This window comes from Azomonas macrocytogenes (genome assembly GCF_014191985.1).
Lineage (GTDB): Bacteria > Pseudomonadota > Gammaproteobacteria > Pseudomonadales > Pseudomonadaceae > Azomonas > Azomonas macrocytogenes.
Genome location: NZ_JACHXI010000028.1, coordinates 1 through 12,971, shown reverse-complemented (window position 1 = coordinate 12,971; position 12,971 = coordinate 1). Strand labels below are relative to the sequence as shown.

At 59.5% G+C, this 12,971-nt stretch carries 8 protein-coding genes; 2 read left to right on the top strand and 6 right to left on the bottom strand.

Annotated features, from left to right (window positions below):
• Positions 1–29: 29 nt before the first annotated feature.
• Positions 30–1,361: an oligosaccharide MFS transporter gene (locus FHR87_RS17475; protein WP_183168065.1), complete on the bottom strand. Its 1,332-nt coding sequence runs from the start codon at positions 1,359–1,361 to the stop codon at positions 30–32.
• A 1,253-nt stretch (positions 1,362–2,614) separates the two neighbouring features.
• Between FHR87_RS17475 and FHR87_RS17470 the strand changes: the two genes are divergently transcribed.
• Complete coding sequence (locus FHR87_RS17470) at positions 2,615–4,810, top strand: alpha-galactosidase (protein WP_183168064.1); 2,196 nt, start codon at positions 2,615–2,617, stop codon at positions 4,808–4,810.
• Positions 4,811–5,054: 244 nt separating this feature from the next.
• Here the strand turns inward: FHR87_RS17470 and FHR87_RS17465 are convergent, their stop codons facing one another.
• Together FHR87_RS17465 and melA are read right to left on the bottom strand one after the other, a co-directional pair.
• Complete coding sequence (locus tag FHR87_RS17465) at positions 5,055–6,464, bottom strand: maltoporin (protein ID WP_246336090.1); 1,410 nt, start codon at positions 6,462–6,464, stop codon at positions 5,055–5,057.
• A 406-nt stretch (positions 6,465–6,870) separates the two neighbouring features.
• The gene (melA, locus tag FHR87_RS17460; RefSeq protein WP_183168062.1) at positions 6,871–8,196 is read right to left on the bottom strand and encodes an alpha-glucosidase/alpha-galactosidase; all 1,326 of its coding nucleotides are present in this window, start codon (positions 8,194–8,196) and stop codon (positions 6,871–6,873) included.
• Positions 8,197–8,337: 141 nt separating this feature from the next.
• Here melA and FHR87_RS17455 point away from each other — a divergent pair, with 141 nt between their 5' ends.
• Positions 8,338–9,303, top strand: coding sequence for an AraC family transcriptional regulator (locus FHR87_RS17455; protein ID WP_183168061.1), 966 nt, complete (start codon positions 8,338–8,340; stop codon positions 9,301–9,303).
• 54 nt (positions 9,304–9,357) lie between these two features.
• Here the strand turns inward: FHR87_RS17455 and FHR87_RS17450 are convergent, their stop codons facing one another.
• The 3 genes from FHR87_RS17450 to FHR87_RS17440 all read right to left on the bottom strand — a co-directional run bounded on the left by FHR87_RS17450 (position 9,358) and on the right by FHR87_RS17440 (position 12,763).
• Complete coding sequence (locus FHR87_RS17450) at positions 9,358–10,284, bottom strand: aliphatic sulfonate ABC transporter substrate-binding protein (RefSeq protein ID WP_183168059.1); 927 nt, start codon at positions 10,282–10,284, stop codon at positions 9,358–9,360.
• 2 nt (positions 10,285–10,286) lie between these two features.
• Complete coding sequence (gene mgrA / locus FHR87_RS17445) at positions 10,287–11,330, bottom strand: L-glyceraldehyde 3-phosphate reductase (RefSeq protein WP_183168058.1); 1,044 nt, start codon at positions 11,328–11,330, stop codon at positions 10,287–10,289.
• 104 nt (positions 11,331–11,434) lie between these two features.
• The gene (locus FHR87_RS17440) at positions 11,435–12,763 is read right to left on the bottom strand and encodes an LLM class flavin-dependent oxidoreductase (protein ID WP_183168056.1); all 1,329 of its coding nucleotides are present in this window, start codon (positions 12,761–12,763) and stop codon (positions 11,435–11,437) included.
• Positions 12,764–12,971 lie beyond the last annotated feature (208 nt).

Sequence of the window (12,971 nt, the reverse complement as noted above, 5' to 3'; positions counted from 1 at the left end):
TCGAGTCTGTTGTTCAGTGTGCGGTGTGCTCAATACGCCTTGCGTTCCGCATGTGGGATGAGATTCGCTTGTTCGCCATCGGCTGGGCTTGCTTTAGTCTTTTTCGCAAAGATGTCCAGTCGGTGGAGGCTCTTATAGCTGCCGCTATCGAGCGTCAGGATTGAGATGACCGTGAACAGGAAAGCCACGCTGCCGAGGATCAGATAGGCATCCTTGAAACCGAGTGCCTCGTACATATACCCGGCCACTGGGGAAATGATGGTGACGCCCAGGCCTTTGGCAAAGATGAAACCCGCCATGTAGATGGTCGCGGACAGGCGCGTATCGAAGACATCCTCGATGTACTTGAACATGCCGATGAAAATCAGCGGGACTTCCAGGGCATGCAGCATTTTCATGGCGACCAGCTCGGCCGGGCTGGTGGCAAGGCCCGAGCCGATGATCCGGATCGACATGACGAACCCAGCGATGATCAGCGCGTTCTTGCCGCCGATACGTTTGAGCAGGCCGGGAATGAAAAACATCATGAGCGCGACCGAACCTTCAGTCAGGACCGTGATGAAGCCAAAGACCCGGGTACCCTGTTGTGGCGTATCGAAGAAGCTGCAGAAGAACTTCACGAACTGCTGGTCGAAGACATCGTACAGACAGGCGACCCCCACGACATACAGGATCAGGAACCAGAAATTGCGCTTGGCAAGCAGCGCCTTGATCGTCGCTGCGGAAATCGGGCTGTGGCGTTCGTCGCCGCCGTCAGGCTGGGCAACCGCCGAGGCCGGCCTGACCTGCAGAAACAGCACGACCAGAACCAGAGCGCAACCGGAGCCGATCCAGAAGATCGACTCGGGATTGGTGCTGACGAGCATGCCCGACAGAGCCGCAGAGCAGCCATAACCGATGGCACCGAACATGCGCACCCGGCCATAGGGCAGATGACTGGCCCGGCAGGCTTTTTCGATATAGCTCTCGAACGTACCGGAACCGGCAGCAAAGATAGTACCCAGGTAGATACCGCCAGCGAGTACGCCGAGCAATAGGTTTTCCGCCAGCAGCGGGGCGAAGACCCATTTCATGTAGGGAGCGAACAGCACCAGCAGGCCGATGAGGCACCACAACAGATGCTTGCGATTGTCCAGGCGATCGGTCAGGAAGCCGAACAGGGGCTGCAGCAGCAGCGCGAATATCGCCTTGGAACCGAAGAGCAGGCCGATGGCGCCGGCCTCCAGCTTGGCCGTGTCACCCAGCCAGACGGCGAGGAAGGGAATCGTTCCGCCGTAGATAAAGTAATACAGGAAGAAAATCAGGCCGTATTTCAGATATGACGAAAGCGGACTTTCAGCAGCATCGTGAGCCACGTTCATAAATCACCTCTGGTGCTATTGTTGTTATGAGAGTTGCAGATCGGGCAGGAGGAACGAGCAGTCGATGCTGTTCACCCTCAGGCATTGGTTCGATTCAGCAAGGCACCCAACCTCATGGGCGTCGATGAGTACATCCACCTGCCTGGTGATCTCGTCGAGGCTGAGTTCGGTGGCCGTATCCGGAGCGAGACCGAGGTCTGCTTGATGTGGTCTTCGGGGCCCTAACCAGAACCGGGACTTCGACCGTCAACTGGGCGTGAATTATCGGGACAACCAGGCTGACTGGCAGATCGCCGATCCTGGTTGGTTGTGCGCCATCGTGATTGACCCGGCAGGGTACGGCAGTGGTCTGGCGTGGCTTCGAAAGCAGGTATCGCACCGAGCGAGTCAGTGATTCGAGTGGCAACCCATGGGGAGGTTTCCAGTCGCTGCGGACCGATAGACAGAGCGCCTGGCAGGTTCTTCATGAAGAGGGTCGAACCTGCACCTGTCATTGTTATTTTTGTTGTCACCTTGAATGTCATTCAATCTCTCCATCGCACTTGGCAGGAGTAAAAACCGTCGATCAGTACTTCGCTACCTGATCTTTTGGCAGAGCTGTGCAAGCTCATCGGGCCCAATGATGAAAGACAGTTCAGGGCTTCGAATAGAAGAGATTTATGTCATGACGGGTAATTCTGTGCTCTTTCAATGTAAAAAACGAAGTGCCTGATCGTGGCCAATGCTGAAACCTGCTGACTTTCCGTACAGAGCTGATAACGCTCCGCCTTTTGGAACGTGCCACTGCTCTTGTCCGGGCTGTGCATCTGAAAGTTGCCAACGGAGTTCACTGGGAAAATAAGACGCTAATGCCCAATGAAATTGTTTCGGGAACAGAGTTGGGATCGGAAGTCCTCACTGACAGCGCGACCGCCTTGACGAGGCTTTTTCCGCATGCAAATGAGCACAGGATTACCCGTCATGACATAAATCTCTTCTATTCGAAGCCCTCGGCTGTCTTTCATCATCGGCGCAATTGAAGCGCTTGCCGTCGCTCGAAAACCTGTTTGCCCATTCACCATAATCATAATAAGGATTTGCCCATGCCTTACCTTGCCGCACCGCAACGCTACGAGCGGCCGCGTGCTGCCGGCCCTGTCCCCGGGCCTGTGGCACAACTTCGGTGACGCCACCCCCGTCGACATCCAGCGTGCCCTTTTCGCAGGCGGGGAATTCTCTGTCTAAACAGCCAATAAAAAACAAAAGGACAACCCATGACTCAAGCATCTACCTCACCTATTCCACAAATCGAACGGGCCGGCCAGGGAGGCAGTCATCCTGAAGCGCTGATCCGGCTGGATGGCACGAACGCCACTTTATTGCTGATCCAGCGCCAGGAAGGTCTGCCGGAAATCGCCTACTGGGGACGACGCCTGCCGCAGGCCATCACTGCGGCCGAGATCTTCGCCGCCCGCGCCGCGGATATCCCCAATAACGGGCCAGACCAGTGGCGCCCGTTGATTACCCTGTTCGATACGACCGGCAGGTGGAATTTCGACATGCCTGGCCTGATTGCGGTACGTTCCGATGGCACCGGCTGGACAGCGGGTTTCGCCACCGAAGAGGTCGTCCAGGATGGCCAGCAACTGGTGGTGCGCGGGAAGGACGCTGTGTCCGGGCTCGCGCTAGAGCTGAATCTGGAGCTCGGGCCTGACGATGTACTGAGCAGCCAGGCGCGACTGACCAATACCGGTACGCAGAACCTGCGGGTCGAGCGATTGGTTTCGGGAACCTATCTGTTGCCCGAATCGGTCGATACCGCGCATGTGTTGTCCGGCGAGTGGGGGAATGAATTCGGCATCGAGCCAACGAATCTGACCCGTGGCGGGATCGTGGTGGAGAGCCGCCGCAACCGCACGCACGACCATTTCCCCGGCATGCTGCTCGCACCGGCCAGTACTTCGGAAAACGAAGGCGAAGCCTGGGCCGTACAGCTTGGCTGGAGCGGCGGGCATCGTCTTAGTGTGGAGCGGATGGAGGACGGGCGCATTCGCTTGTCGTGCGGCGAATACCTGTATCCGGGCGAAGGCGATCTGGCGCCGGGAGCCGAGCTGGTTACGCCGGTTGCCTATGCCGTCTATTCATCCGTTGGGTTTGCGGGGTGCGCCCGGGCGTTCCAGGCCCATGCCCGCCGCCGCATCCTGCACTGGCCGGGCGGCAAGATGAAACCGCGCCCGATCATCCTGAACTCCTGGGAAGGAAGCGGCTTCGACCTGAACGAGGATCAACTGATGCGCCAGGTGGACGCGGCCGCCGCACTCGGCATCGAGCGCTTTGTGCTGGATGACGGCTGGTTCGGTGCGCGGCGCGATAGCAAGGCCGGGCTCGGCGACTGGTTCACGGCTGCCTCGATCTTTCCGAACGGTCTGCGGCCCCTGTCGGACAGAATTCATGGACACGGCATGGAGTTCGGGCTCTGGTACGAGCCGGAGATGGTCAATCCAGACAGCGACCTGTATCGCGCACACCCGGACTGGGTGCTGCAGACGCGCGGTTATCCGTTATGGACCTCTCGCCATCAGTTGGTGCTGGATATTTCGCGGCCCGAAGTCGCGGATTATCTGTTCGACGTGATCTCGGAGCATGTTGCCAGCGTACAGATCGATTACATCAAGTGGGATTTCAACCGCGATCTGGTCGAAGCATCCGATGCGCAAGGCCGCGCTGCCTATCGCCGTCAGGTCCTGGCGCTCTATGCGCTGTGGGATCGTTTGCACAAGGCACATCCCAACCTGGAGATCGAAAGCTGCGCATCCGGTGGCGGCCGGGCGGACTGGGGGGCGCTGGCGCATACGCAGCGTGTCTGGACTTCGGACGATACCGATGCGCTGGAGCGTCTGGCGATCCAGGGAGCGGCCTGGCATTTCCTACCGCCGGAGGTGACCGGATGCCATGTTTCGGAAATTCCGAACGGCATCACCGGCCGGATGACGACACTGGATTTTCGGGCCTGCGTGGCCATTTTCGGGCATTTCGGGGTAGAGCTGGACCCGACGCACCTGCCCGCTGAGGAAAGCACACGGCTCAAGGCGTGGATTACGCTGCACAAACGGCTGCGCGAACTGCTCCATCATGGTCAGGCACAGTTCTGCGCCACTGATCCGGCGCGGGTGGTACGCGGAGTCGTCTGCGCTGAGGCGCGCTCGGGGGTTTTTCTGGTGGCTCAGCGCGACTGGGTCTTCGCCCGTCGACCTGCGCCGGTACGGCTGAGTGGTCTCGACCCGGCGAAAACCTATCGCATCACCCTCCCTGAACCGCAAGAACTGCCGGGCTACCTGCCGTCCAATGAACAACAGGCAGTGTTTTCCGGAAAAGTCCCGCTCAGCGGAGCAACCTTGATGAATGTCGGTATTTTCCCGCCGTTCATGCAGCCACTGAGCGCCATGCTCATAGAAGTGCAGGCCGTGTAGGTTTTCGACGCTTCGGAGGCGCAACCGACAGTCGCTCTGCTCGGTTGCGCACCTCCTCCTTGTGGTTTGGTGGTTCAGCGGCCTGCTGTCGGTTTTTCGAAGGTTCAGTTGTAATAAATAGACGAGAGCTCAACGGAAACCTGATGGTTGTGATTGCGATGGGGCAAAAGGCTTTTGAGTCGTTTGGCGAACTCCATGCTTCATCCAGCCATGCTGTGTGCTTGTCTGGCAGTCAGAGCACACATCATTTCCACCACCATTCGAGCTGTGCACCAAAGTTGGAGCCATGCCGGTCGGTGCCAAAGGCTCCCGTACTGGATAAGGTCGAGCCTGGATCTGCTGCTCGCTGAGCTGCCTTGTTCCAGGTCGCATAGGTGTAATACACGCGAAGTTCCGGTCGGGCCCAGTATTCCATGCCGGCGAACGACCAGGCCGGCGCAATGGTGAACTTGGTCAGTTGCCGAGTGCCATCAGGCGCCTTGATCTGGTCGCGCCCGACTTCAGCCTGCAGTTTGATGTGCTCGGTCAAGGCATAGACCGGACGAACACCGATGGAGAGCCAACGCTGATCGTCGCTATCGGTACGGATATCCTTCTGGTAAACCACTTCGAACTGGCCGCTGAAGCGTGGTGTTATTTGCCAGACCAAGTTCTCGACCAGACGCCAGCTTTTGTTGCTGTCGTCCAGTGTCGGATTGCCGGTAAATCCTAAACCGGTTCCCGGTCCACGGCCATATTGCAGGGCAAAGGTGTTGGTGCCGCTACCCTGCACACCCGCTTGCATGTGCTGCGCACTGAGCGCCCAGCCGCTGTGCGCATTGGAGCTGTCTGGCTTCTGGATATAGCTCAGGCCGACCTGCAACTCGCCACCGGGATTGGTCTTGAAGCCATTGACGTTGAAGTCGTGACGGTTGATGTAGGGTTTCTGGACGTAGTTATCCTGGCGCGAGAATACGTAGCTATAGCGAAGATCCCCGATAGGAACCTCGTCGAAACCAAAACCGGTGGCACTCTGGTTCCAGTAGTAGTAATCGCTTATGTGGATACTATTTCGCTTGTAGTAGCGTCGGCCGAGCCAGAAATTACCACCGTTCAGAGCGGGCATCTTTTCCCATTTGAAAAACAACTGTGAGATTCGCGACCAGGCGGCATCCTTGTCATGGGGATGCCTGAACTTCAGTGAATGTCCATAAGGGTTGTAGTGCTGACTCATCCCCATGACCGTTAGCCGCGAACCATCGGCAAGGTTGATCCTGTCTTCCAGTGCAAACTCGATATAGTGTTCGCATTCGTTACCGAGCCGGTATTTGCTGGGTGCGCCGGGTAACTTGAAGCAGGACTGGGTGCCCCCCTTGGAATTACCACCTACCCCCGTTCGAATGTAGCCCGTGAAGTTAGCCGCTTCTGCCGTCAGCGATAGCGCGATACAACAAGAAAAAGTTGCGATGAACTGTCTTCCCGAACGGAAGCTGGATAAGTGAAAGCGTCTGGTATATCCCGCCGTGGAGTTGCGCTCATTGAAACACCTACTTTGTAAGTTTGAACGATCTACTGAATCTTCTGTACAAGAAGACTTCGTTCCGATATTCATGACTATGTTATATGACGTTCTGGCAATGGCGTCATAGAGTGACCAGGCACTAATAGTTTTCATGGTGTTTTCTTATTGATTTAAAAAATCAAAGCAAGCCTTTTTATAATTCGTGAGAATTGTAGAAAGTGGCAACATCATTAAAGATGAGTTTCTGGGTAATTAACTTGCTTTGATCTTTTTGATTGTTTTTATTGGCGTTCCATAAATAAAACTATGAAGACTCAATGATCCAGTGGTTATGGATCGATATTATTCATAATCACCTTCATATTTATTTTTATCCAAATTGCAGTAGCTACAGGCTGGAGTGATTCTGCATGCGATGGGCATCGATGGGGATACGGGTTCGAAGCAGAAAACCCCCAGGTGCAACCGGGGTGTACAGACTGAAGGCGCCGCTGCTTTCTGCGCCGCACTTCAGTCTGTAACCGGTACCCAGTTCTCGCCGCTCCTCCCGGCCGCTGGCTCAGTCCAGCAGGGGCAGCCAACCTTGGTGGGCGTCGATGAGCTCATCCACCAGCGTGGCGATCTCGTCGAGGCTGAGCTCGGCGGCCGTATGCGGATCGAGCATCGCGGCCTGCTTGACGTGGTCGCGCCGCCCGCTGGCCAGGGCTTCGACCGTCAGCAACTGGACGTTGATGTTGGTTTGCATGAGCGCGGCCAGGCTGATCGGCAGATCGCCGATCCGAGTCGGCTGGATGCCATTGTGGTCGACCAGGCAGGGCACCTCGACGCAGGCAGCGGCAGGCAGGTTGGTGATGAGCCCGGCATTGCTGACGTTGCCATTGATGACCGTGGGTTTGCCGGTCAGCTCGGCCTCGATGATTTGCGAGGCATATTCATGGCTGCGGCAGACCTTGAGTGCTTCGCCTTGCAGCAGCGCCTTTTCCTGTTGCGTCCACTTGCTGATCTGCTCCTCGCAGCGGCGGATGTACTCATCCAGCGGGATATTGAAGCGTTCGATCAGATCGGGCCGGTCCCGCTTGATGAACCAGGGCACGTATTCGGCGAAATGCTCGGAGGATTCGGTGACGAAATAGCCGAAGTGCTTGAAGACCTCGTAGCGGACCCGGTTTCCGTCGGGCACCTTGTCATTCTCGAGAACGGAGCGGATGAGTGGGTAGAGATCCTCGGTACGACCGTCCGGCAACAGGCGTTCGAACGAGAGATAGAAGGACATGTGGTTGATGCCGGCGCAGCGATAGCGGATTTCCTCGATCGGCACGCCAATGTCCGTGGCCAGCTCTTTCGCTGTGCCCTGCACGGAATGGCACAGCCCCACGGTTCGCACCTTTGGCACGAAACGGGTCAGGGCCAGGCAGTTGATGGCCATGGGGTTGACGTATTGCAGCATGAGCGCGCCGGGGCAGAGCTCCTGCATGTCCTTGGCGATCTCCACCAGTACGGGGGCGGTGCGCAGGCCGCGCATGATGCCACCGATGCCCAGGGTGTCGCCGATGGTCTGGCGCAGGCCATGGCGCTTGGGCACCTCGAAGTCGGTGACGGTACCGGGTTTGTAACCGGCCACCTGGATCATCACGATCACATAATCGGCGCCATCCAGGGCGCGGCGACGGTCCGTCGTGGTCTCGAAGGAAGGGGTTGCACGGAGCGACTCGGCGATTCTGGTGGCGACCAGTTGTGAGGTTTCCAGTCGGTGTGGATCGATATCCATCAGGGTGATCTGGGCGTTGCGCAGCGTCTCGACCTGCAGCAGATCGCCCAGTAGGTTCTTCATGAAGACAGTCGAACCTGCACCTATCATTGTTATTTTGGTTGCCTTGGATGTCATTCAATCTCTCCATTGCACTTGACAGGGGTAAAAACCATTGGCCAGTGCTTCGATACATGATCTTTTGGCGGAGCTGCCATAAGCCGCTCGATTCCAATGATGGAAGACAGTCCGGCACACCGAATAGAAGAGATTTATGCCATGACAGGTAATTCTGTGCTTGCTGCCATGCGCGAAAGGGGGCCGGCCATGCGGGTCATCTCCCTGCCGCATGGCCGGCATCCGCTACACACCATGCCGACCAACGCCGGCTACGACCGGTTGCAGGAGCGCACCTACCACTGGGATGGGCGGCGGCGGGGTAATACCCCATTCGCGATCGTGCAACATACCCTGACCGGGGAAGGCAATTTGCGCTTCGAAGGGCGTCACTACCGGCTGCGCGCCGGCGATACCATGCTGGTCATGGTGCCGCACGATCACTGCTACTGGCTGGAACCGGGCAACAACTGGGAGTTCTTCTGGATGGCCATGTACGGCAAGGAGGCGCTTCGCCTGCAACGGGCTCTGCTTATCGAGCGTGGGCCGGTCCTGCGGCTGACTGACAAGACCATCGAGCGCCTGGCAGATAATGTCGATGCGCTCATCCGCGAGCCGGATCTCACCGCAGGCCGCGCTTCAGCCTTGGCCTATGAAACGCTCATGGCGCTGCACGACGACCTGCTCATGCCGGATGGTACCGGAGACAGCAGCCGGCCGGGTATCGTCGCGACCGTGCAGCAACACATCCACACCTGTCTGCGCGGCGAGCCCGGATTGGCGGGCGACAAGCTGGATGTGGCCAACCTGGCGCATCTTGCCGGTCTGAGCCGCTCGCACTTTTCCCGTCAATTCACCCGTGCGGCAGGCATGTCGCCGGCGGAGTATGTACTGCACGAACGGATGAAACGGGCGGCCTACCTGCTTGAAATCACCGATCTGTCGGTCAAGGCCATCGCCCTGTCGGTGGGGATTCCCGATCCCAATTATTTCTCGAAGCAGTTTCGCCGGGCGTTTGCCTGTTCTCCCAGCGAGTTCCGCCTGAGCGGTTTCTATGTGAACAGTCTGGACAAAGGCGGTAGCGAGCTTCAGGAGGTGGATGTTTCAGGCGATGCGCTGGCAGGTTGAATGGCATGTGACGCGCAGCCGGAATTGGCTGCGCGAATGGTCGAGGGCTTAATGTCACCAGACGGCGGCGGCGATATCCAGTCGCTTGGGTAGCAAGCGGTTTTCCAGGAACAGATCGGCAGTGCGCTGCTGGGCGGCGATGATCTCGTCGGTCAGCGGCAGGATGGGTGAGGGGGGCGCGAGATGGGTGAAGGTCCGCTCGATCACCGCTTCCGGCAGCCCCATGAAGGCGGCAAGCAGGTGGATGCTGTCGGCCCGATCACTATAGATCAAGGCTTGTGCCTGCCCCAGTTCGTCGAGCAGAGCGGGGATGAACGCCGGGTTGGCCTCCACGTAGGCGCGTGCGCCCAGGTGAAAAGGGCCGACTAGTCCCAGTCCTTCGCCATTGGCCAGTAGCCGTGCATGCCCTTCCAGTTCGACGGCGGAATAGTAGGGGTCCCAGATCGCCCAGGCGTCCACGCTGCCACTCTCGAAGGCAGCGCGAGCGTCAGCCGGGGAAAGATAGACCGGCTGGATGTCTTTGAAGCTCAGTCCCGCCTTGGCCAAGGCGCGCAGCAGCAGGTTGTGCGAGCTGGAGCCCTTCTGTAGAGCCACCTTATGGCCCTTGAGCTCGGCGATACTGTTAATTGGGCTGCCCGGTGCCACCAGGATCACCTCGGCCTTGGGTTTGGCCGGTTCGGCGCCGATGTAGAGTAGATCGGCGTCGGCGGCCTGGGCGAACAAAGGCGGGATGTCGCCGGTGGAACCGATGTCCAGGCTGCCGATGTTCAGCGCTTCGAGCATCTGCGGGCCGGCGGGGAATTCGATCCACTGGATGCGGGTCTGCGGAAAGCGCTTTTCCAATAGGCGATGCTCCTTGGCCAGCACCAGGCCGCTGGAGCCTTTCTGGTAGCCGATGCGCAGCAGCGCCGGGTCGGCCAGTGCGGTCTGGGCCAGGGTCAGCAGTCCCAGCAGGACTATCCCCAATCGAAGCCTCTTCATCGTCATGCCTGCCAGTCGGTCGAGGGTTTTTCCCAGAGATTGACGCCACCTTCGACGGCATGCCGATCGATCTCCACCAGCTCCTCGGCCGTGAAGGCCAGGTTGTCCAGCGCCGCAACGTTCTCGATGATTTGCTCGGGACGGCTGGCACCGATCAGCGCCGAGGTGACCCGCGCATCGCGCAGAGTCCAGGCCAGGGCCAGCTGGGCCAGGCTCTGGCCACGGCGCTGGGCGATTTCAGCCAGCGCCCGGGCGCGCCGGAGATTGTCCTCGGACAGGTGCTCGGCACGCAGCGAACCGCCACCCGGACGATTGACTCGCGCATCCTGGGGAATGCCCTTCAGGTATTTATCGGTCAGCAGCCCCTGGGCCAGAGGCGTGAAGGCGATGATGCCGGCACCCAGTTCCTCGGTGGTCGCCAACAGATCCTTTTCCACCCAACGGTTGAGCAGGTTGTAGGCCGGTTGATGAATCAGCAGCGGGACCTGGCGCTCGCGCAGCAGGGCAGTGATCTCGCGGGTCTTGCCCGCGGAGTAGGACGAGATACCGATATACAGCGCCTTGCCCTGGCGCACGCTATCGGCCAGTGCGCCAGCGGTTTCCTCCAGCGGCGTGTCGGGGTCGAAACGGTGCGAATAGAAGATGTCCACGTAATCGACACCCATGCGCCTGAGGCTCTGGTCGAGGCTGGCGAGGATGTATTTGCGTGAACCGCCGCCCTGGCCGTAGGGACCGGGCCACATGTCCCAGCCGGCCTTGGTGGAGAGGATCAGTTCGTCGCGGTAGGCGCGAAAATCCTCGCGCAGCAGGCGGCCGAAGTTGATTTCCGCGCTGCCATAGGGCGGCCCGTAGTTATTGGCCAGGTCAAAGTGATTGATGCCCAGGTCGAAGGCGGTGCGCAGCAGGGCGCGCTGGGTGTCGATAGGGGTGGCGTCGCCGAAGTTGTGCCACAGGCCCAGGGACAGGGCCGGCAGCACCAGGCCACTGCGGCCGACGCGGCGGTAGGGGAGGCGCTCGTAGCGTTGCGGTGCGGCGAGATAGGTCATGGAGATCCTTGTTCGGTGTGGTAGGGCGGGTGCAATCCACCGTTGATGTCATGGACCAATAGGGTGGGTTGCATCTGCCCTACGGTTCCAGCCTATTGTCGCCTTCAACCGAAGAACGGGTTTTTCGGGCGCGCTAGACCGAGGTGTTCACGCAGGGTACGACCTTCGTATTCGCGGCGGAACAGCCCGCGCCGTTGCAGCTCCGGCACCACCTGGGTGGCGAACTCCTCCAGCCCGGTGGGCAGATGCGGCACCAACACGTTGAAGCCGTCCGCTGCGCGCCCTTCGAACCAGGCCTGCAACTCGTCGGCGATCTGCGTCGGCGTGCCGATCAGGCTGTAGTGGCCACGCCCCCCGGCGATGCGCCGGCCCAACTGGCCCAGGGTCAGGTTTTCCGCGCCGGCCAGTTCGGTCAGCAGCTGCTGGCGACTGCGCTGGCCGCTGTCGGTCAGCGGTAGTTCGGGCAATGGGCCGTCCAAGGGGTATTCCGACAGATCGAAATTGCCCAGCATGCGTCCGAGCAGGGCGACGCCCACTTGCGGTTCGACCAGTTCCTGGAAGGCTTCGAATTTTTCCCGAGCCTCAGTTTCGCTCTGACCAACCACCACGAATGCGCCGGGCATGATTTTCAGAGAGTCCTCGTCGCGTCCAAACTTGCCCAGCCGGCCTTTGAGGTCCGCATAGAAGGCTTGAGCGTTGGTCAGCGAAGTCTGCGCGGTGAACACCACTTCGGCGGTTTCGGCCGCCAGTTCGCGGCCGGTTTCAGAGGAGCCGGCCTGTACCACCACCGGCCGCCCCTGGGGTGAGCGCGCTACATTAAGCGGGCCGCGTACCTTGAAATGCTCGCCGCGATGGTTGAGAACATGCAGTTTGCCGGGATCGTAGAACTGCCCGCTGGCCTTGTCGCGCAGGAAGGCATCGTCGGCCCAGCTGTCCCACAAGCCGGTGACCACGCGATGGAATTCGCGGGCGCGGGCGTAGCGCTCGGCGTGTCCGAGGTGCTCGTCGCGGTTGAAGTTCTGCGCTTCCAGGGCGGCGTCGGAGGTCACCAGGTTCCAGCCGACACGACCACCGGAAAGGTGGTCAAGCGAGGCGAATTGGCGCGCCACTTGATAGGGTTCGTTGTAGGTAGTGGTGGCGGTGGCAACCAGGCCGATCCGCTCAGTGACGGTGCTCAAGGCCGCGTGCAGGGTGAGCGGCTCGAAATAGACTGAACGGGCGGTATGGCTGGCCGGCTCGTCGCCGAAGACAGCAACGCTATCGGCGACGAACAAGGCATCGAAGCGGGCTGCTTCGGCGATTTGCGCGGCACGTCGGTAGACGGAGAAGTCCAGCGGATCGGCCGGCACGTCCGGGTGCCGCCAGGCAGCGATGTGGTGTCCGGTAGCCATGAGGAAAGCGCCGAGGCGTAGTTGTCGAGCGGAATTTGCCATGAGATATCCTTGCTGCTGAAGCGGCCATCCGACCGTTGCATCCCGGTCGGGCGGCGGGGTGGTTGATTGCGAATCAGAAATCGAAATGTGCCTGTACGCCGAAGTAACGCTCATCGTCGCGCGGCACGAAGCGGTAGATGTAATTGCCACCGGAGGCCATCGCCGAGGCATAGGACTTGTCGTTCAGATTCTTGCCCAGGAAGGACAC